Here is a 20,702-nt window from a genome sequence, read left to right as displayed (position 1 = left end):
GTTTGTATCAAAAGTCGTATTCCTTTCGGATTAATCGGAAGAGGTTCTATAACCAATGCCTTTCCGATTTTCTACTTCTGCTCAATATTTCTTCTTCATAAGACTCCATACACTGGATTAACAGGGTAAGTCCCCTGTATGCCATGAACACGAATGGAGGATTTATGGTGACAAGGAAGGTATGGAGTGCATTAGCCGCTCTAGCAGTATTCGGATCGGGTTTTGTTCAAGCTGGAACAATTGACGATATTAGGAAGAAAGGTGAGCTGGCATGCGGAGTCAGTGAAGGTACACCCGGGTTTTCCAACCCCGATAGTAGTGGACGATGGGTGGGGCTGGATGTGGATATTTGCCGTGCAGTCGCCGCCGCGGTACTCGGTGATGCGGAAAAAGTGAAATTTGTTCCGCTGGCGTCGAAGCAGAAAATTGTCGCATTGGCTTCTGGTCAGGTCGACATGACCTCAAGAACCACCACATGGACAATGAAACGCGACACCAAAGAGGGCGTCGATTTTACTAAAGTTGTGTATTACGACGGCCAAGGCTTTATGGTGAATAAACAGCTTGGCATCAAGCACGCCTTGCAACTTAATGGGGCGTCAGTGTGTGTGACGACTGGCACAACCACAGAACTCAACCTGACCGACTTTGCGCGAGCCAATAGCATCAAGCTAGAAGCGGTGGTTTTTGAGGGAAAAAAGGAAGCCTTCAATGCGTACAAGTCAGGCCGGTGTGATGCCTTTACGACCGATGTGAGCCAACTGGCGTCGTGGCGTTCAACGCTACCAGACTCCTCTAAGCACGTGATTCTCAATCACCTTATTTCCAAAGAGCCACTCGCGCCTTTGGTTCGCCATGGTGATAACCAATGGAAAGATCTCGTCACTTGGGTCATCAATGGGTTAATGCAAGCCGAGGAAAAAGGCATCACTCAAAGTAACGTGAGCGAGCAGGCCAAAATATCCAAGGATCCTAGCGTGCAAAGAATGTTAGGGGCTTCGGGGAATATGGGTAAAGCACTCAGCCTCGATCCTGAATGGTTGAAACGTTCGCTGCTGGCGGTCGGAAACTACGAAGAAATCTTTGAACGTAACTTAGGAAAGAACACGCCGCTAGGGTTAGAGCGAGGCGTCAATTCAATGTGGGTCAATGGCGGTCTTATGTACGCTTACCCGATCCGTTAACACTGACATGGCTTGGTTTATGTCGATGTTAAACCAAGCCACCTATTGAGGGAAAATGTGTGGCTATTTCAACAATAAGTCGGTTAAAAGCCAGTGAATCTCATTTTGTGAAGCTGAGCGCTCAGGTGTTGGTGCTCGGAACACTTTTCTGGCTCGCTTTTTTAATTTTTCAAAATACTCAATCAAACCTTCAAGCAAGGGGGATTGAGTCTGGTTTCGAATTTTTGAATCAAGAAGCTGGGTTGCCTATTGGCGATTCGCTATTGGTTTATTTTCCTACCGATAGCTATGGGTGGGCATTTGTGAATGGTGTGGTGAATACGGTGTACGTGTCGTTCATTGCCATTGTGTTATCCACAATATTGGGCGTATTCGTTGGGGTATGTCGGGTGAGCAAAAACTACATCGTTAAAAAGCTTGCTTCTGTTTATGTGGAATCACTTCGGAATGTGCCACTGCTTCTGATACTCATTTTTGTGTATACCGTCGTGCTAGCGAGCTTACCGCATGTGCGAGAAAGCATTGAAATTTCTGAACATATACGCCTGAACGTGCGTGGGCTTTATCTCCCCAAACCTCTGGCTGGCGATGGCTTCTCGGTTCTGGTTTTCTCTTTGATTGTGTCATTGGCTTTGTTTGGGATTTTGCTGAAATGGGGAAAAAACTACAGTGAAAGAACGGGACATTCGTTACCAACAGGTCGGTTGGCATTAAGTATTGTCATCGTGTTGCCTACGCTAACGTACCTGATGCTAGGTAACCCCATCACGTGGGATATTCCCGTCGAGCAAGGGTTCAACTTTGCAGGGGGCATTTCTCTACGGCCCGAGTTTCTTGCTCTGCTTGTCGGGCTTGTACTGTACACCGCAGCCTTTATTGGAGAAAACGTGCGCAGTGGATTGCAGTCGGTTGATAAAGGGCAGATAGAAGCGGCACAAGCGCTTGGGCTTAAATCTTCTTACATCACCACTCGGATCCTCCTTCCTCAGGCGCTTAGGGTCACGATCCCTGCGACAACTAACGACTACGCCAGTTTGGTTAAGAACAGCTCATTGGCCGTTGCTATTGGGTATCCAGACATGGTGTCCATTGGCGGAACCATCATTGGTCAAAACGGGCAAGCGATTGAGATCATCGCGATGTGGATGGCGGTTTATATGGCAATCAACCTTGTGATTTCTTGGTTAATGAATGTATTGAACGCGAAAGTTCAACTGGTCGAGCGTTAGAAGGAGCGAGCAATGACGACGGTAATAGAAAGATCCATTGTGAACAGCGAGCCGATAGAGTTCATCCCTCAGCCGCCAATGACACCGCCCGTTCAAGTGACAGGGATTGTTCATTGGATACATAAAAATTTGTTTGATGGATGGTACAACAGTTTGCTGACCTTATTATCCATTACCTTGCTGATGTGGGTGCTTCCTCCATTCATTAGCTGGGCGTTCATCGACAGCGTATGGCAGGGCAGTGCGCAAGAGTGCCGTGTAGAAGGTGCGGGAGCGTGCTGGGCATTTGTGGCTGCGAATTTTCGCATACTAATGGTTGGGATTTATCCGCCCGAAGAGGTGTGGCGACCTGCGCTGTCTCTGCTTCTGTTGTTTGGGGTGATAGGACTGACCATTGCGCAAAAAGTGAAAGGATTGCGAATGGTGTCGCTGTGGCTGGTACTGCCATTCATCGCCTACTGGTTAATTGGTGGGGGATCGTTAGGGCTGCCGGAAGTGGATCAATCTCGCTGGGGAGGATTGATGCTCAGCCTTCTACTGGCGTGTGTGGGCATCATTATCTCAGTACCTCTAGGCATTCTGTTAGCACTTGGTCGTTTCTCGGACGTTCCTCTACTCAGAATTTGGTGTGTCACCTCAATAGAGATGATTCGCGGTGTGCCACTGATCACCATCCTGTTTATGGCATCCGTTATGTTGCCTCTCTTTTTACCAGAAGGCATGGACATCAATAACCTGCTTAGGATTCAAGTAGGCATTATTTTGTTTTCATCCGCTTATATAGCAGAAGTTATTCGGGGTGGGCTTCAAGCGATACCTAATGGGCAGTTTGATGCGGCAAAAGCACTGGGGCTGAATTATCGATGGACCATGTTTTACATCGTGATCCCACAAGCGTTACGCCATGTTTTACCCCCTCTCATTGGTCGTTGTATTGCGCTTTTTAAAGACACCTCTTTGGTTCTTATTGTGGGTCTACTGGACTTACTGGGGATGCTGAAATCAACAACGCAAGACGCAGATTGGCTTGGCTTTGAAGCAGAGTCTTACGTGTTTGGGGCGTTCGTGTATTGGGTAATTTGCTACTCCATGAGTCGCTATGGCAAGCATTTAGAAGAACAGGGTGCGAAATCTCATCATTAAAAGGAAAGAAAATGAGTGAAGTCATGATTGAAGTGAAAGGGTTGAATAAATGGTACGACCAATTTCACGTACTAAGAAACATCGATTTTGAAGTGAGAAAAGGCGAGAAAATCGTTTTATGCGGACCTTCTGGGTCAGGTAAATCGACGCTAATACGCTGCTTAAACCGTTTGGAGGAGCACCAAGAAGGGGAAATACACGTTGAAGGGGTAGAGCTGAATCATTCACTCAAAAATATAGAGAATGTGCGCAGCGATGTTGGAATGGTCTTCCAGCATTTCAATTTGTTCCCTCATATGACCATTTTAGAAAACTTAACGCTCGCTCCGATGCTTGTACGCAGCATGCCAAAAGCAGAAGCGGAGGTGATGGCGTTGAACCTCCTTAAGCGAGTCAACATCGCAGAGCATAGCCACAAATACCCAGGTCAGTTATCGGGCGGTCAGCAACAGCGCGTGGCGATTGCTCGCTCGTTATGCATGAACCCCAAAGTTATGCTGTTCGATGAGCCCACCTCTGCGCTTGATCCAGAGATGATCAAAGAGGTGCTGGATGTGATGGTCGAGCTCGCAGAAGAAGGCATGACAATGGTGTGCGTAACGCATGAAATGGGGTTTGCCAAAGAAGTGGCTGACCGAGTGATTTTTATGGACGGAGGGGAGATCGTGGAAGAGAACGATCCTGAGAATTTCTTTAACCATCCGAGAGTCGACAGAACACGATCGTTTTTGAGTCAAATACTCTCTCACTAATTCCAAGTAAAGGTCATTATGCAAACTTTATTATCTCTGTTCGGGGCGATAGTCCTGCTTTTATGGGGGATGAATATGGTACGAAAAGGCATCACTCAGGCGTTTGGTCATGACTTGAAAGTCGCCATAGGCATGAGTGTTGCCAATCGATTTTCCGCTTTGCTTGTAGGGGCAGGGGTCACCACTTTGTTGCAAAGCAGTACAGCAACAGGGTTAATGGTGGCCTCCTTTTCTGCTCGCGGGTTGATCAGCACCGCACCGGCATTAGCCGTTATGCTAGGGGCAGATGTCGGCACGACATTGGTGGCACAGGTGCTCACTTTTGATGCCAGTTGGATATCCCCTTTCCTGATGATTTTGGGGCATTTACTTCGTAAGCACGGCAAGGCATTTGTCGTACAAAGCTGCGGCTACGCGCTGTTTGGGTTGGGGCTCATGCTCCTATCGCTGAAAATCTTGGTGGAGTTGTCCGCGTTTTTAAATGAATCCTCTTTATTAGTTCATCTTATTGGCGCACTTGAAAGTGAAATTGGGTTGGGCATTATTTTGGCGGCACTGCTGACTTGGCTGCTGCATTCCAGTTTAGCGGTTGTTCTATTGATTGTTTCAATGGTCTCCAACCAAGTATTACCCTTGGAATTAGCCTTTGCCATGATTTTAGGGGCGAATCTTGGCAGTGCGTTACCTCCTATCATGGCGACATTAAATGACGCACCTATCGCTCGGCGTGTCCCTATTGGAAATGGATTGTTTAAGCTTTCAGGCGTGTTAGTCGTCAGCCCCTTTTTGGCGTACCTACCTGAGTTAATGCGCTACATAGACAGTTCGGATTCACGTCAGCTGGTCCATTTCCACATGATGTTTAACATTGCTATCGCTTTGTTCTTTATCGGCTTTATTCATCCTGTCGCCGATTTCATGTCCACTATTTTAGGCTCCAACTCGAAACAGCCTGCTTCTGACGATGCACGACACTTAGACAGCGATTATATTGGCGACCCGAAAACGGCGCTTGCTGCTGCGTTAAGGGAAACCATGAGAATGGGCGATGTGGTCGACAAAATGTTACTCCTCACTCGCGATGCGATTGTGAACAATGACTTGAAAACGGCAGAACGAATAGGTGCGCTCGATAATAATATTGACGAATTGCATGAAAAAATTCGCCATTTCCTTTCAGCCGTAAGTAGGACGGAGTTGGATAAATTTGAAAGTAAACGTGTTACGGAAATTCTCGTGTTCTCAACGAAATTGGAGCATATCGGTGATCTTACTGAGAGCATGGCAACAATATTAGCCACCAAAGCAAATCAAAATCGGCATTTTTCATCAGGAGGTGAACAGGAATTGTTGACGATACACAAACACGTTCATCGGCGAGTAAAGCTAATGCTTGGTACGTTTATCACCAATGATCAGGCGATGGCGAAGCAAATTTACCACGAACGCAAGCAAATTAGTGAAATGGAAGAAGAGGGCGTTCGAGAACATATTCGGCGTATTAAAGCCGGCAAAATAGAAAGCTTAGAGACCAGTGCGTATCACATGGATTTGATTCGCGATCTTTGTTACATCGATGCTCAAATTTTGTCCGTTGTGAAGCCAATGTTGCTATCCTTTGAAGAGAAAAAGCCTCTTGAGGGAGTGGTCTAGCGCAACACATCCGAACCAAGAAGTATCATTGCAGAAAGGAATGTGCATGAAAAAAATCGTATTGGGCATTTTGATTGTTGTCCTATTTCAAGCGGAGCGGGTGTGGGGAGGAGAGACGCTAAAAGCCGTTCAAGAGAGGGGCTATTTACGTTGCGGAGTCGGGATTGACGATTTCGGTTTTGCAACGCGAAGTCGAGATGGGAAATGGAAAGGGTTTGATGTCGATTTCTGTCGAGCCATTGCTGCTGCCGTTCTTAAGGATGTTGAAGCTGTTCAATACATCCCCTTGGATAGCCAAGGTCGATTTAAGGCGTTAGCAAACAAAGAAGTGGATGTGATTATTCGCACAGCGACGTGGACATTTCAGCGAGATGTGAGTTTGGGGTTGAGTTTTACAGGAGTGACCTTGTACGACGAACAAAGGCTGCTTATCAATAAATACGTTAAAGGGAAAAAAACAGTAGCAATCGAGCATGCGGCAGAATTGGATAAAGCGACCGTGTGTGTAACCAAAGGAACCACATCACTAGAAAACATAAAAGACTACATCCAGCAGAATAATTTATCCTTCGAAATCCTTGAAACCGAGAGCCAAGCAGGGCGATGGCATGCGTTCTTACGTGGTCGTTGTCAGTTAATGACCTCTGAAGTCACCGATTTGCTCGGTGGTCTAACGGGGTTACTTGATGACCCGAATGGCTATCATTTACTGAGCGACGTGATTTCCCGTGAGCCATTAGGACCTTATGTAAGAGACGATGATCCAAACTGGTTCGATGTGGTGCGTTGGAGTAGCCAAGTGCCTATTCTTGCTGAGTATTTGGGGCTGAGTAGCCAAAATGTGACGGATACAAATACCCGACTCAGCCCAGAGGCTAAGCGGCTCCTGAATACGCCAGAAGCGTGGCTAGATAGCCTAGGTTTGGATGCCAAATGGGCATTCAGAATTATACGAGACGTCGGTAATTATGAAGAATTGTACCGTCAGAATCTGAAAGAAGTATCTATAGAAGGAGCGGAAAGGGGAGTTAATGAGCTCTGGACTAATGGCGGTTTGCATCAGCCAGCCCCTTTTCGGTAGTTAATTATGGATCTTGTACGTTCGCGTTACGGAATATCGGTACGTATGTTCCTGTCACTTGGGGTGCTGGTGTTGCTGGCGGTGCTGGTGAGCATAATGGCGATTAACGCTTACAATGGATTTCAAAAGCGCTTTAATGATGTCGCGGTGGACGGCGTTAAAGCGATCATAGCGGCATCGGACTTAAGGCAATTTAATGCGTCACTGATGTCTTTTGCACCCTCGATGATGACGGCACGTTCACAACAGGCAAATGAGTCAGTGATGTTTCAAATCAGGGATCAGGATTCATTGTTGGGTAATGCCATCGCACAGCTATCAAACAACGCTGTAGACAGTGAACAAGCAGAACGTTTGAACGATTATCGCTTGGATCTATCCGATAGCTTTAGTGAATTGAGTCGTTTGGTTTCAAAGCGAATAGAATGGGACAACAGCTGGCGAAGTACTCTATATAAAATCAATCAGTTACAGTCTGATTTTACTCAACAACACCATGTGGTAGCGGCAGAGTCTAGACAAACATTTCATTCAAACTGGTATCTTACGTTCGCGAATATGTCTATCTTGCTCAATCAATTAAGTGGGGTTGAGCACCCAGTACTGCTACGACGATATCAGAAAGAATTTGATGTGTTAGAACAGACTCTAGAGTCTGAAATAGAGCTTTTTGGAAAAGGGGAAAGGTCAAAACACAGGCAAGCGCTCACCAAAATGATTGAACTTGCTGAAGGACCCAGTGGCTTGTTTGCACTGAATCAAAAGAAGTTTCAAGTACAGTCTGAGTTGGATGGTGTGTTTTCCCAGCACAGACAAAGTGTGAGCCGATTTTTGTCTGTTACTACGGTCATCATTGACCAAATAGAACAAAAGGTCATGCGTCAAAACCAAGATATTGTTGAAGAGACAAAACAGAGAACCATTCAGTTAGTTCTTGCCGCCATTATATGTGTGGTCGCCGGTGTGGGTATTTTCCTTTATATCGACCGCTCGGTTATCAGCCGAATACAAACCCTTAAAACCAGTATGGAAGCGCACGCAAAAGGAACGCTTGTCCGCATACCATTGGAAGGCAACGACGAAATCACGGATATGGCGGGTACATTGAAGTTTTTTGTCGATACAATCCAAGACAGAGAACATCAATTAAAACAAGCAAGAAATGCAGCCAGTCAGGCTCAAGTTCAGTTGCTGGATGCGATAGAGAGTATTACAGAAGGTTTTGTTTTATATGATGAAAAAGACAAACTCGTCTTATGTAACGCTCGATATCGGGAACTGTATGGATTCCCCGAAACGTGGGATATGGAGGGGCGAGACTTTTCCGATTTGTTGCTGTGGTTAGCTCGTCACAATAAGGTTATTCAACCGGAAGATTACCTAGAAAAAAGATTGGCACTGAGAGACAACCAAATCCAAAACTTGGATTTGGAGTTAAGCAGCGGTAAATGGGTTTCTATCATTGAGCGCCGAACAGAACAAGGTGGGACCGTTGGTGTGCATACGAACATCACCAACCGAAAATCGGCGGAAAATGCGATGATAGGTGCCATGGAAAAAGCCGAATCTGCTGATCGAGCGAAATCCCAATTCTTAGCGTCAGCAAGCCACGATCTCCGGCAACCATTACACGCGATGGGGCTATTATTGGAGCCACTTTTAGAAGACGCTCGACATGCTCCGTATTATGAGCGGTTGGAAGACGTGTACTTTGCGCATCAAAGCATGAATCAGCTCTTTACAGACATTCTTGATTTCTCACGATTAGAAGCCGGAGCGATCACTCCAAGATTAGAACACTTAGCGTTGGATGGAATGCTCGCTCGCCTTGCTCAAGAGTATCGGCATGGTATGGATAAAGCAGAATCGATGCTCCGTTATGTGCCCACTTCCGCGCATGTATTTGCGGATCTCGCGATGGTGGAGCGAATCGTGCGCAACTTACTGTCCAATGCTGTGCGTTATTCTGAACAAGGAAAGATCCTGCTAGGAGTAAGAAATAGAGCCGAGCAGATTCAGATACAAGTTTGGGATAACGGCCCGGGTATTCCATTGCATGAGCAACAGAAAATATTCAAAGAGTTTTACCAAGGCAAAAAAACGCAGACAGAGGGCAAGTCAGGTCTTGGTTTAGGGCTTGCCATCACGATGCAGCTCGTAAAACTGATGGAAGGGGACATACACGTCTATTCGTCTGAGCGCGGAACGGGTTTTTCTGTCGCATTACCAAGAGGCAAACGCGATGCCCCAAGAATTCAACCCAACCAGGAAAGCTATCCAACCAGAAAAATGGACGGTTTACCCGTTTTACTTGTGGAGAACGACCCTCAAGTATTGGATACCACTAGGCAACTACTGGAGCGCTGGGGGTGTAAAGTTCATGAATTTAAATACTATTCAGATGTTGAACGTTTTGAGTTCTCGAATACCGATCCTTTTATCCTGATATCCGATTTTCACTTAGACGATGGGTACTCTGCTCTGGATGTGGTGGCGGAATTGGAGCGTAAAGCCAATCGACCTGAATTTTCCAGTGTGGTGATTTCTGGAGATTCTAGCCCAGAAGTTCGAGTGAATGCCGAATCTACTGGCGCTCACTTTCTTACCAAGCCAGTCAGTGCTGGGAAGTTAGGTGCTCTATTACGGCATATGTGGCGAGAGTTAAATACTGTGAGTTAAATACAGAGGACCAAATACAGAGAGCTAACAGACTCTCATATCTGCTTCATTTCTTTGGCTCACGAGAGTCGAGCCATATGTTTTATATGAGTAAAGCAATCGCCCTCAGTGCAGACAAACACGGAGGGCGATTGGCAAAGCTCAGTAAAGTAAGCGCTGTTTACGCGATTGGTCGATACTTAACACTTTGTACAAACTCCTTCATTAACATGAGCTCATCAATAGGGGATTCCAACTGTTTCTTGTAATTGAAATCTTCACCATGGAACGCCACATATTGCTTTGCGAAAAACGTGATTTCTTCCTCAGTTACTTCATCAAGCTTCCCTAGTTTCTTTCTGAGAATCGATTGAATGAACGCTTCTGGAGAACTTGCTTCGTCTGCACCTTTTACGGATATAAGATTGGTGGAAGCATTGAGGCTGATAGACGTTAAGGCATAACCCGCCACAGATGTTTTGCCTACAAGTTTCATCATTTGTCGGCGATTCACGTTGTTTTTAAACATATTGATTCTCCAATTAATTCCATGGGCTTACTGTTAACGTGGAGGGGAGTTTTAACTCATATGCCCAACGTCTGTTTCGGTTTTTCGCTCTTAGCGTGCCATCGATGTTTTTACATTCACTTTGGAACTGGTGTAAATGTGTGTAAACACGAGGATCATGCATAAAGTTACCTTGTGGGTATTTACCAAAACTTCGGTGCCAAGGGACTGGTACATCGAGGAAGTTTCTAGCAAATTCAAAAAGGCCCATCCCGACATTTAATCGAGGACACGCGTGTAACCAGTCGGTTTTTGTTCTGTAACCAGCTGGGTCCAACGCGAGATGTGAATAGTACCCAAGGGCGCCTAATGGCTGGAATCCAGATAAATTCCCTAACCCATGGTTAATTGACATCCAGTAAATAAGGTGGCTGATGGTATCGATCAGCTCTTGTCGAGTAGAGGCGGAAGCCGGGAATCCATTCACACCCGCGCCATACGCATCGCTGAAGAAGTCCTGCACTTCAGTATCGTTAGCAACATCGCTATCGCTGTTGTAGTAGAGATGGATATACCCTTCAACCCAGTCACGTATGGCTTGCCATTGTCCAATGTCATCATCGTGTTGTGGGTAATCTCCAATAGCATCAAATTCTCCATTTTCTCTACGATCAAATGGCTGACCATGTTGGGTAAAGTGATAGTGTTTAGAACGTCTTATCGTGCCATCAACAAACGACTTGTTGCTGATGCCTGAAATGGTTTTCACCACACCTGTTAACGTTCCGCCGTAGCCATCACCATAGACCGCTGTTCCATCAGGGTTGGACGTTTTAGTGGAAGGGTCAAAAAATACGCCTAAGTAATTGTTAAAAGAAAGCGATGTTAAATGTGGCAGTACCAAGGCTGAAAGTGGGTGGCTTTCCGGTATGGTTCGATAAAAACTGGTGGATACCGGCCAGAGAAACACATGGGTAGATAAGTGATCAATCACATTGGACATGGAATACATGGTGGTAAACGTATTCTTCGCCATTCTCCAAGTCCACTTATCATCGGCTGGTGTGATGATTTTTGATGGTGGATGAGGGACGTTACCAAATCCAAAGTTGTACCACCACCACCATTCCCAGTCGTTCAAAGGTGGGCGTTGAGTGGGTTGTATTGCGATGGTTTTCAGTTTGTCGCTTCCTTTCGGAACCGCAAACATCGCGATAGCGGGGTACAGCCTTCCCCCAGTTTGTGGGATGTCGTCTGCCGTTCTATTGGGCTGGAATTGCGCCATGACTTCGTCATGAAAATCGCCAAAGTCGGTCACAAACACTCGCCCTTCACTCATGGCATCGGCAAGATTGTCGTCTTGAAACCCTTCGATTTTTTTGAACATTGCATCCGTAAACGGGAAGTTACTCATTGGCTCCTTGAGAGGCTGAAAGTAATCAAAAACTGGGGTTTCAGGTGCAATTTGAAGGTGTGCGATGATATCGTCATTAAAGAAGTCTTCGTGCCACGGTGGGCGAGGATATTGAGGGTCGTATTTACGAGCACTGGTGTCGCTATCAATGTCGTAAGGGTAGAACAGTAAATCGTCCGCAGACCAGACGGCTACAGGGGGTACCGTTAGAACAATTGGGTCGACGGTTTCGAATTTTGCCTGCCCTGTAATGACCAACTCAACCAGTTTTCCGAGCAAAAGTATGAGACCGCTAATGACCGCTGGACCACCTATTAAGGCAATTCGTACGAGGTTTTTGCTGATGTGGCGTACGCTCGCGTCAAATAGCGCCCAATCATCGGCACGTGCAAGGCAGGCATCGCTTACCCCAAAGTCCCATTCCTGTGCGCGGGCATTTCGCTCTTCTTCTGTTCCCCTCACTGTCCATGGCGTGTTGTTTCGCACTTCTATTGAATCTACGTTTCCGTGAACAGGGACATTAAGAAGACGTTTGTAATCATGCCAGTTGTTTTTCTTAGCTTGCTCAATTTGCTTTTTACGCGCGGCTTTCTGTTCTTCAGTTGCATGCTGTGGAATAACGGGAAATGGAAATTCAGGTAATTCGTTAATGCGGGAACCTGTTACTGCTTGAGGTCGCCAGTTTGGATCGGCGTCTTTGGGGCAAATTCGCTCCCAATCTTCCCAGTTTGGAAGCACGATGGGATCTAACTTTTCTTGGGTGTCATATTGCAAACTTCTTTGCATCGCATCTTGTTCAGGCAACCCCGATTGCCTAAGTCGTTCATAGGTTGCAATCTGTTGTTGTAGTTGATGAAATTCAGGCGAATCCAGAAACGCCTTGTTGTTTTCGATGTCACTCATAAACATACCTGCATTCATGTCGTGTAGTTACCGCAACACAGCTCAGCATAGGCTGATGATGTGGGGCTATAGTTAAATGTCGACGAACGATAATGTGATCCGTTTGCCGTGTTTCTCTCCGGTTTTTCCGGGCTTCACTCATTTATTCCATAGCTCAATCTGATGTTGAGAATACCTAGTCAACAAGTACGTTTCTTGTACAAACGGTATGATCTTAGGCGGAAAGTATCAACGCTAAATGATGAACCCATGATGTCATGTTAATCGTATTCTTATTGTTTCAATTGTCATTACCTGCCACATGATTGTCTTTGTGCGCACGCCTTGCTGTTGAAGGGAAAAAGGCGGGTTGGTGTGATTGAATAAGTCGCTAATATTCTGAAAAATAAGCGATAGAATTAGGAGAGAACGAAGGATAACAGTGAAATGATTCTTCGTTTTTTAGGTTCTGTTGGCACTCGGGAATGGGCAGATGAGCGGCGTGAAGTCTTAATGTTGAAACATAAAGAATAATACCCATAATCTCATTATTGGTATCATTACGATTACTTACGGTTTATGTTAAATTTGTGTTAATTGACTGGTTTGGGTGGTTTAGCTTTATGAACGAGTATTATTCAACACTGAGCGGATGGCTCATACCCATCACCAAGGCAATGAATGATGCCAATTTACAAACAAGTACCATTCTAGATAAATTTGACATAGACCCTGCCTGCATTAATAACCCTGAAGCAAGAATAGGCATTGAACGACTTTCAGACTTGTTGATTCACTGCAACAAACAAGCGCTCGGGTTTTATTTCCCTACACAAGTCGCCAAAAACTTTCATCCCAGTACTTTTCATGCTCTGGGCTACGCGATGATATCTTCCGATAGTTTGCTTGATGCGTTCGAGCGAATTGCGCATTACAAACGTGTCATTTCAAACTGTTGCAGTATGCAAGTTCATACTGACGACAACAAAATGGTCACGGAGCTTATCGTTCATAAATACCCCGATAGCGGCAGGAACGTGTTGTCCCGAATATCCACTGAAACATTCATGGCAACCTTGGTTCAGTTTTCACGCGAGATCGCCAGTCACGAACCCGATGTTAAATTGGTGACGTTTGCTTACGATCGCCCTGACAATACTCAGTATTTGGAAGAGTATTTTGGCTGTGAAGTGGAGTTTGGAGCTGAAAAAAATACGATTGTTTATGATCTTGAGGAAGCTAAAAAACGCGCGTTGGGCTGCAACCCTATGATCAATCAAGTTCACAAGAAAGTACTTGATCAGTTCTTATCTCGCGTTGATAAAGAAAACCTAACCTATACCATCATCAACAGCATTACCGATCACCTCTCTTTAGGTGCGCCATCTCAATCTGACATCGCGAAACAACTGGGCATTAGCCTTCGAAACCTCCAGCGCAAGCTCAATGAACAAGGCACGAGCTACAAAGAAATCTTAGAGAACACGCGTAAGCGAATAGCAATGGAGTATATTAAGCAACCCCACCTCAGTTTAGGAGAAATTGGTTATCTAGTCGGTTTTTCTAGTGTGGCAAATTTCAATCGAGCCTTTAAGCGTTGGACGAATTGTACCCCAGGTGAATACCGTGCTCGTTACCTAAGCGCTAGTGATATAGAAAGTTCAAATGGCACGGAAAATTCGCGAGATATCGAAAACTCAAGCGATGTCAGCCAATCTCATGTCAGCTTGCAAGGTTAATCAACTCGCCAACTTGCCCCATTCTTTACTGGTGAAATGCGCCTCGGGTTAAGTTGTAATCGAGTCTGTGTGAATTGTTCTTGGTAGAAAACAAAGCGATAAAAATAGAAAGCGGTAGGAAAAAAACGATAGAAAAAAGCAGGCATCCCGAGAGAGTGGAATGTCCTGCTTAATGATGATGTCGGCTTTGTTAGGTTGAGCGCTTTACAGCGACAACGGCAGATTTAACTGCGAAGCTCTCTTCTTAGAATTTTCCCAACGGTCGACTTTGGTAGCTCTGGCAGAATTTGTATCATCTTAGGGACTTTGTAGGCGGTCAAATTCTCGCGACAATGCGCGACAACTTCATCAATGGTGAGGGGGTTAGACACGGTAATATAGGCGAGAACCGCCTCACCTGTTTTCAAATCCTCTCCTCCGACAACGGCGGCTTCCATAATGTATGGGTGGTCACACAATACTTGTTCAATTTCGGTCGGGTAGACGTTAAAACCAGACACTAAAATCATGTCTTTGAGTCGGTCGACAATTTTGATTGCCCCAGAAGGCATAATGAGCCCAAGATCCCCCGTTTTAAAAAAGCCGCTTGAGGTAATGACTTCTTCAGTCTCCTGAGAACGATTCCAATACCCTGCCATAACTTGCGGGCCGCTGATCACTATTTCACCGACTTCTCCCGATTCTAAGGGCTTTTCGTTGTGATCCCAGATTTCCACTTTCGTATCGACAAGCGGCAAACCTACGGTGCCATATTCTTCATTTCCAGGTTCATTGAGGGCGATGACGGGCGAAGTTTCCGACATCCCATAACCTTCTGATATGGTTTTCCCTGTCGTGTCTAACCACATTTTTCGAGCATTTTCCGTCAGCGCAGCCCCACCAGAAAGCGTTAATTTTAAACTATCAAAATTCAGTGACTTAAATTTTGGGTGGTGGCATAAGGCAACGAAAAGCGTGTTGATCCCAGAGAACATGGTGAATGAGTGAGGTTCGATTGCTGTGATCATTGAATCAATATCGCGAGGGTTAGGTATGAGTACATTTCTACCCCCGTATGAGAAAATTAGAAGCATATTCACTGCAAAAGCGTAAATGTGATACAGAGGTAATGGGCAAATGGAAATCTCTCCATTATCGTTCAGCTGCTTATTCAGTCTATGACTTAACTGAAGGATGTTTTGGATTAATCCATGGTGAGTTAGACACGCCCCTTTTGCCAGGCCCGTCGTGCCGCCAGTATATTGCAATACGCAAATATCAGAGTAGGAAGGATCGTAGGGGGTCAGTTCTCCAGAAGCCATTTCTATGGCGCTATCTATGGGAGTGACTTGCGCATTCTCGCTCAAAACGGGACTGGCTTGTAGAAAAATGCTGACATTCGTATCGAACTTGATTTGTTCAATATCGATGTTGTTTGCATCGAGCACAACCAAAGCTTTCGCTCCTGAATCCGCCAATTGGTGGCTTAATTCTCGGTAGGTGTAGAGTGGGTTGGTGTTTACAACGACCAACCCCGCACGCAAAGCGGCATAAGCCACGATGGGATAATGCAGAACATTAGGCAGTTGGATAGCAATACGGTCACCTCGTATTAATTCTGGGTGTTGCTGAAACCATATGGCGAGCTGCCTAGACTGATGTTCAACTTGATTGAAGGTGATTTCCTTTCCTTGGCATTCAAATGCGACCCTGTCGCCGAAACGAGCACACGTAAGCTCGATCATTTTCCCTAAATTCGCATTACTATTCATAGTATCTCACCTTATTTTTCGCGTTAGCGGACAAAAAGCTTGTAAAAAAGTGCGTGCATTTTGTTGCCGTAGGGCGGAAACAAAAATGACATCGGGTAAAGATGCCCGCCTCTTTTTAAAATGGCTTTTGCATTCGAAAAGGTAAGAAAACCTTCCCGTCCATGGTATTTCCCAAATCCTGATTGACCCACACCACCAAATGGAAGCTCTTCCACCGTGACATGGAAGGCGGCATCATTAATACACACCCCGCCGGAGTGGGTGTGGGTGAGTATGTATTCTTGGAAGTCTTTATCGTCACCGATGAGGTACAGGGCGAGAGGGCGATCGCCAGCGCAAATACTCTGCGCGACTTCTTCTTTTTGTTCGTACCCGACAATGGGCAGAATGGGACCAAATATCTCCTCTTGCATCACACGCATATCCGGTTGGCAATCAGTAATCAGCGTGAGTGGGAAAAAGGTATTTTGGTCTCCTGTGGAAAGCGGAGAAATGGTGTGAGCTTTTGCGCCTTTTGCTACTGCGTCTGCCACCAGTTCGGAAAGGCGGTCAAATTGATTTTGATTGATGACATGGGTGGAATCGATGGTTTCAGATTCTTCCGTGTACATCTCTTTATATTGGTTCGAAACCGCTTCAACCAGTTGTTTAATTTTGCTGGTGGGGCAAAACACATAATCGGGAGCCACACACGTTTGCCCTGCGTTGAATGTCTTTCCAAAAATGAAGCGAGTTACCGCTTTTGGAATATCCACATTCTGGTCGATGATTACTGGCGACTTCCCCCCTAATTCCAATGTGCATGGAACCAAGTTGTCGGCGGCGGCACGCATAACTTCTCTGCCTACGGCCGTTGAACCCGTGAAAAAAATATGATCAAACTTTAGCTTAGTAAACTCGATGGCTGTTTCTGCACCGCCTTGAATGAAGGTGACTTGGTCTGCCTCGAAGACTTCCGACAAGATTCGTTTTAGTTGCTGGTTTGTTTTTGGCGTATGTTCAGAGGCTTTTAACATCACTCGGTTACCTGCGGCGATAGCGGCGGTTAGAGGGGTCAGTGCCAAATTGATTGGGTAATTCCAAGGGGCGATTATGCCCACCACTCCGAGAGGCTGGTACACCACACTTGAGTGAGCAGGTTGATGTTGTATACCGATTTTAAGGCGGTTAGGTTTCATCCAGCTTTTCAGGTGTTTTAGTGTGTAGTTAATGGCTGAAACGGTCGTATAAATATCACCAACAATACTTTCATAATCACTTCTGTAGCCAAAATCCTGACTTAATGCTTTTAGCAGGCAGTCTTGGTTGCGCAAAATGGTGTGCTTGAGCGATTTCAGCTTTTCAATACGAGCGTCGTAGCTGGGAAAAGGGTTAGCGTTGAAAGCGCTCGTTAACCTTACATAGTGCACGTTTAGCTGTAAGTCGATTGGCTCGTTTTTCATCTCATTGCTCCTAATGCCTTAGCGAGAGCCGCTGTACAAAAAGCCAATACAGTTCTCACCTAGTTGAATGTCCTGAATCCTTGGAGCGCATAATGAATAGGCTGAAATACATGCCTAAAAATGAATGGTTTACCCAACCGGCGATCATTAACCTTACGGTTTGCATCGGTGTGTTCGCTTGAAAACCGAAATAAAAACAACGTAATGACAGCGGTAAATTGGCGCTCGTTAATGATGAACAGTATCTCTTACTGCCCGATAGGGAGCGTTATGAATTCGTGCCAAAAGATTATCTCTTAAGGTCTAGGGGATATGAGGCTAAGGGTATAAGGGTATGGAGAGGTCGCCTTGTGTTTGACCCCTCGCGAGCGGAGTTACTCTTGAATGGCTTTGGCTGCAATCACAGCTTTGACTCGGCTGTTCACACCAAGCAGTTTAAAAATGGCAGTGACGTGTGCTTTTACTGTCCCTTCAGTGCAGAAAATTTCGCGGGCAATTTCTTTGTTTGAGTATCCCTTCTCAATAAGTTGAAGTACTTCTTGCTGTCTTTTTGTGAGGCCGGAAGCTGAGCGCGCATTCGATGAACTGTTCGCCAATCCATCGGTTTGAGATTGTGTTGCTTGGAGGAGCAATGAAGGGAGATAGACTTCCCCCTCTAAAATTAACTGAATAGCACTCAACATGACCTGAGTTGAACTGGCTTTGGGTATATATCCGTCAGCCCCTGCATCCAATGCACCCCGAACGGATTGCTCGTCGTCTCTAGCAGAAAGTATGGCGACAGGAACAGAAGGGTAGGAAGATTTAATGGATCTCAGCCCTGAAAATCCGTCGGCATCTGGAAGGCAAATATCCAGTAAAACCAAATCTGCATCACCACCGGAGAGCTTTGTCATTACGTCGGCAATACACGTGCACTCTTCGCAGTTAACTGAGCTCACATGCTCTGAAAGTGCTGCGATAACTCCCTTTCGAACTAACGCATGATCATCCGCAATCAGTATGTTTAACATGCTACTTCCTTGAATTGGGTGAATAGAAAGGATGCACAGAAGCCCTATGTTACGCAATGACCAACTTGGCAAAACGAAAGGCTTATAACTAAGTATATATTGCTTGGCTATAACTAAAGTCGTAGCTCTCGTGAGAGGTAATGCTTGCGACATACTTAGTATGGTGTGGGGTTGTTACTTCTGTACATATTTTTCCCAATAATATTGAAAGTGGTGCTAAAAGTTATGAGCAAAAATTATGTCTTTAGGTGAATGGTAGAGCGCCTGTTTTTTCGTCAATCTATATGAGTGTTGTGGGCCAATGGTTGTTTTATCCGCAGTACAACAATATAGATAACGTCGAGATAAATTATGCATATACTGACTGTCGTCACCAAGGCAAACAATGGTCACCAATGGTCATCCATTTTTATGGTTATTTTAACCCTGTGTTCCCAATATCGAATTCGCTTCAAACACGTTACGTGGCTCTCCTATGAAACAGCGGCGGATTTTCATGTAGACATCAATGATCAAAATGCCTCTTTTCTTGTTGAGCAGTTGAGAGCGAAGGCAGAATCGAAAGGGTTGGAATTTGATTGTGTGATTCAGCATAAAGACGCACGACAAAAAAAGTTGCTGGTTGCCGATATGGAAGCGACGATCATTGTTCAGGAAATGATGGACGAGCTTGCGAGCTTAAATGGTGTTTGGTCTGAAGTAAAAACCATCACCGAAAACGCAATGAATGGCGCGCTGGATTTTCAGGAATCCTTTAAGAGTCGGGTTCAATTGCTTGAGGGAATACCGGTAGAGACGATGTTTTCACTTTGTGGTGAAATCAGGTTAAGCCAAGGTGCCAAAACACTAGTGAGAACACTAGAAGCGAACGCGTGTAGAACCGTTTTGATTACCAGTGGCCTGTCTGTATTTGCCCAATACGTAGCGGAAATGTGCGGGTTCAGTGCGTATTATGCCAATCATGTCAATGTTCGTAATGGAATGTTAAGCGGGCAAGTGGAAGGAACAATTATCGATGGACGAAAGAAAGCGTCCATTGCGGCAAAATGTGCGTCAACATTCCAGATTGAGAGCGTGGATGTGTGTGCAGTTGGGGATGGCGCGAACGATAAGTACATGCTGAAGGAAAGTGGGCTAGGCGTTGGTCACCACCCTAAACCGACGCTAATGTCGGATTGCGATTTGGTTATACAACACACTGACCTAACCACCATACTGTACGCAATGGGCTTGAAAGAAACACGGTTTGTAACGGCATAAACTTGTAACGGTATAAATTTATAACGGCACAAAAACTGGTTACATGTATTTTTCTTTTATTTTGTCAATTACACCCTTGTGTTTCATGTCTAAAAAAGTTTGATTAAACAGGATCTTCAAGGTTTCAGAGTCGTTTGTCTTCTTACTAAAAATTACGTGGTACGCCTTGGATTTTTTGTCTGGGAAAGGGACGTAATCCAGCGATGTGATATCGACCTTATTCTGTTTAGCTAAATAGTTGAGTACCTCTACTTGCAGCAAAGCGAAGTCAACCCGTTCCGCGATGAGTTTTTTTACTAAATGCTCGCGCGATTTAGCGCCTACATCAATATTCACGTCGGGATGAACAAAGCTGTAATTGAACCCAGAGATCCCACCCACTTTATAGCTGGTTAGGTCTACTTGAGACAAAAACTGAGGTGGTGAATCAAATCGCTTCGATTTATAGAACAAAGCGATATTGGTTTCATAGACAGGGTAAGAGTAGCGCGAAAATTCCGTGCGTTGCAGCTTGTACGAGGCATTGGGAACCAAATCAACCTTTCCATTCTTAATGGAGTGCAGGCAACGCTTCCATGGTTGAATAATATGTTCCAGCGTGTAGCCATTCTCTTTGAACACAGTACCTACTACATCCACCATAATGCCATAAGGTTCAGTTTTGCTACTGAACATCAGAAAAGGCGGTTTGGCTTCGTTTTCCCAGCATACTTTAAGTGTTCGAGTGACATCTGCCTGAACAGGCAAGACGAAAGCAAAAATGCAAAGACCCAATATTTTATACATCGCGAATTTCCGAAAAAAGCCAATTGTGTTTTTAGTAAGTTTAGCCAGAATTCTGAACTCGCCTATAAAATTCTCACTATTAAAATGATCTCACTGCTTGTGATGGCGTAGTCCTAGATGAAATAAATGAAATAAATGAAATAAATGAAATAGATGAAATAGACGCAAAAGCCCTCCAGAAGAGGGCTCGATGTCTGAGATTCCGTT

General features: G+C 45.2%; 15 protein-coding genes. 9 read left to right on the top strand and 6 right to left on the bottom strand.

All coding sequences use genetic code 11. From position 1 onward, the window contains the following. Positions 1-164 precede the first annotated feature (164 nt). Genes CW749_RS08170 through CW749_RS08140 form a run of 7 tightly spaced genes read left to right on the top strand, consistent with a single transcriptional unit; the run spans position 165 to position 9,721 of the window. A complete protein-coding gene (locus CW749_RS08170; protein ID WP_101111535.1) occupies positions 165-1,184 on the top strand; it encodes an amino acid ABC transporter substrate-binding protein in 1,020 nt (339 codons plus the stop codon). A gap of 59 nt (positions 1,185-1,243) precedes the next feature. Beyond that, positions 1,244-2,413 (top strand): ABC transporter permease subunit, encoded by a 1,170-nt coding sequence (locus CW749_RS08165; protein ID WP_101111534.1) that lies wholly within the window; start codon positions 1,244-1,246, stop codon positions 2,411-2,413. A gap of 12 nt (positions 2,414-2,425) precedes the next feature. After that, a complete protein-coding gene (locus CW749_RS08160; RefSeq protein ID WP_101111533.1) occupies positions 2,426-3,556 on the top strand; it encodes an amino acid ABC transporter permease in 1,131 nt (376 codons plus the stop codon). An 11-nt stretch (positions 3,557-3,567) separates the two neighbouring features. After that, on the top strand, positions 3,568-4,308 hold the full coding sequence (locus tag CW749_RS08155; protein WP_101111532.1) for an amino acid ABC transporter ATP-binding protein: 741 nt from the start codon (positions 3,568-3,570) through the stop codon (positions 4,306-4,308). 18 nt (positions 4,309-4,326) lie between these two features. Continuing rightward, positions 4,327-5,961 carry a Na/Pi cotransporter family protein gene (locus CW749_RS08150; protein ID WP_101111531.1) on the top strand — a complete coding sequence of 545 codons (1,635 nt, stop codon included), beginning with the start codon at positions 4,327-4,329 and terminating at the stop codon, positions 5,959-5,961. 46 nt (positions 5,962-6,007) lie between these two features. Further along, a complete protein-coding gene (locus CW749_RS08145) occupies positions 6,008-7,042 on the top strand; it encodes an amino acid ABC transporter substrate-binding protein (RefSeq protein ID WP_180958355.1) in 1,035 nt (344 codons plus the stop codon). Positions 7,043-7,048: 6 nt separating this feature from the next. Then, entirely contained in the window at positions 7,049-9,721 is a 2,673-nt protein-coding gene (locus CW749_RS08140; protein WP_101111529.1) for an ATP-binding protein, read from the top strand. A 160-nt stretch (positions 9,722-9,881) separates the two neighbouring features. On the opposite strand, the gene CW749_RS08135 is transcribed toward CW749_RS08140, so the two are convergent. Together CW749_RS08135 and CW749_RS08130 are read right to left on the bottom strand one after the other, a co-directional pair. Then, a complete protein-coding gene (locus CW749_RS08135; RefSeq protein WP_101111528.1) occupies positions 9,882-10,229 on the bottom strand; it encodes a hypothetical protein in 348 nt (115 codons plus the stop codon). Between the two features lie 13 nt (positions 10,230-10,242). Continuing rightward, entirely contained in the window at positions 10,243-12,525 is a 2,283-nt protein-coding gene (locus CW749_RS08130; protein ID WP_180958354.1) for a lipoxygenase family protein, read from the bottom strand. 602 nt (positions 12,526-13,127) lie between these two features. On the opposite strand from CW749_RS08130, the gene CW749_RS08125 reads away from it, so the two are divergent. Next, positions 13,128-14,243: an AraC family transcriptional regulator gene (locus CW749_RS08125; RefSeq protein ID WP_101111986.1), complete on the top strand. Its 1,116-nt coding sequence runs from the start codon at positions 13,128-13,130 to the stop codon at positions 14,241-14,243. A gap of 224 nt (positions 14,244-14,467) precedes the next feature. Here the strand turns inward: CW749_RS08125 and CW749_RS08120 are convergent, their stop codons facing one another. From CW749_RS08120 to CW749_RS08110, 3 genes are all read right to left on the bottom strand, one after another. Continuing rightward, positions 14,468-15,994: an AMP-binding protein gene (locus tag CW749_RS08120; RefSeq protein ID WP_101111526.1), complete on the bottom strand. Its 1,527-nt coding sequence runs from the start codon at positions 15,992-15,994 to the stop codon at positions 14,468-14,470. A gap of 23 nt (positions 15,995-16,017) precedes the next feature. After that, positions 16,018-17,436 carry a coniferyl aldehyde dehydrogenase gene (locus CW749_RS08115; RefSeq protein ID WP_101111525.1) on the bottom strand — a complete coding sequence of 473 codons (1,419 nt, stop codon included), beginning with the start codon at positions 17,434-17,436 and terminating at the stop codon, positions 16,018-16,020. Between the two features lie 374 nt (positions 17,437-17,810). Next, complete coding sequence (locus tag CW749_RS08110) at positions 17,811-18,449, bottom strand: response regulator transcription factor (protein ID WP_180958353.1); 639 nt, start codon at positions 18,447-18,449, stop codon at positions 17,811-17,813. Positions 18,450-18,800: 351 nt separating this feature from the next. Here CW749_RS08110 and serB point away from each other — a divergent pair, with 351 nt between their 5' ends. Then, a complete protein-coding gene (gene serB, locus CW749_RS08105) occupies positions 18,801-19,709 on the top strand; it encodes a phosphoserine phosphatase SerB (RefSeq protein ID WP_101111523.1) in 909 nt (302 codons plus the stop codon). Positions 19,710-19,748: 39 nt separating this feature from the next. Here the strand turns inward: serB and CW749_RS08100 are convergent, their stop codons facing one another. Then, positions 19,749-20,495, bottom strand: a complete 747-nt coding sequence (locus CW749_RS08100; RefSeq protein WP_101111522.1) for a transporter substrate-binding domain-containing protein — start codon at positions 20,493-20,495, stop codon at positions 19,749-19,751. Positions 20,496-20,702: the final 207 nt, after the last annotated feature.

Source organism: Vibrio sp. vnigr-6D03 (genome assembly GCF_002835515.1).
Classification (GTDB): domain Bacteria; phylum Pseudomonadota; class Gammaproteobacteria; order Enterobacterales; family Vibrionaceae; genus Vibrio; species Vibrio penaeicida.
The sequence above is the reverse complement of the archived record's forward strand: the minus strand, read 5'-3'. Positions and strand labels throughout refer to the sequence as shown.

What these genes read in the sequence shown, in the direction of transcription:
- CW749_RS08170 (WP_101111535.1), top strand. Translation starts at nt 165, where the DNA reads ATGGTGACAAGGAAGGTATGGAGTGCATTAGCCGCTCTAGCAGTATTC.
- CW749_RS08160 (WP_101111533.1), top strand. Translation starts at nt 2,426, where the DNA reads ATGACGACGGTAATAGAAAGATCCATTGTGAACAGCGAGCCGATAGAG.
- CW749_RS08155 (WP_101111532.1), top strand. Translation starts at nt 3,568, where the DNA reads ATGAGTGAAGTCATGATTGAAGTGAAAGGGTTGAATAAATGGTACGAC.
- CW749_RS08150 (WP_101111531.1), top strand. Translation starts at nt 4,327, where the DNA reads ATGCAAACTTTATTATCTCTGTTCGGGGCGATAGTCCTGCTTTTATGG.
- CW749_RS08145 (WP_180958355.1), top strand. Translation starts at nt 6,008, where the DNA reads ATGAAAAAAATCGTATTGGGCATTTTGATTGTTGTCCTATTTCAAGCG.
- CW749_RS08140 (WP_101111529.1), top strand. Translation starts at nt 7,049, where the DNA reads ATGGATCTTGTACGTTCGCGTTACGGAATATCGGTACGTATGTTCCTG.
- CW749_RS08135 (WP_101111528.1), bottom strand. Translation starts at nt 10,229, where the DNA reads ATGTTTAAAAACAACGTGAATCGCCGACAAATGATGAAACTTGTAGGC.
- CW749_RS08130 (WP_180958354.1), bottom strand. Translation starts at nt 12,525, where the DNA reads ATGAGTGACATCGAAAACAACAAGGCGTTTCTGGATTCGCCTGAATTT.
- CW749_RS08125 (WP_101111986.1), top strand. Translation starts at nt 13,128, where the DNA reads ATGAACGAGTATTATTCAACACTGAGCGGATGGCTCATACCCATCACC.
- CW749_RS08120 (WP_101111526.1), bottom strand. Translation starts at nt 15,994, where the DNA reads ATGAATAGTAATGCGAATTTAGGGAAAATGATCGAGCTTACGTGTGCT.
- CW749_RS08115 (WP_101111525.1), bottom strand. Translation starts at nt 17,436, where the DNA reads ATGAAAAACGAGCCAATCGACTTACAGCTAAACGTGCACTATGTAAGG.
- CW749_RS08110 (WP_180958353.1), bottom strand. Translation starts at nt 18,449, where the DNA reads ATGTTAAACATACTGATTGCGGATGATCATGCGTTAGTTCGAAAGGGA.
- serB (WP_101111523.1), top strand. Translation starts at nt 18,801, where the DNA reads ATGCATATACTGACTGTCGTCACCAAGGCAAACAATGGTCACCAATGG.
- CW749_RS08100 (WP_101111522.1), bottom strand. Translation starts at nt 20,495, where the DNA reads ATGTATAAAATATTGGGTCTTTGCATTTTTGCTTTCGTCTTGCCTGTT.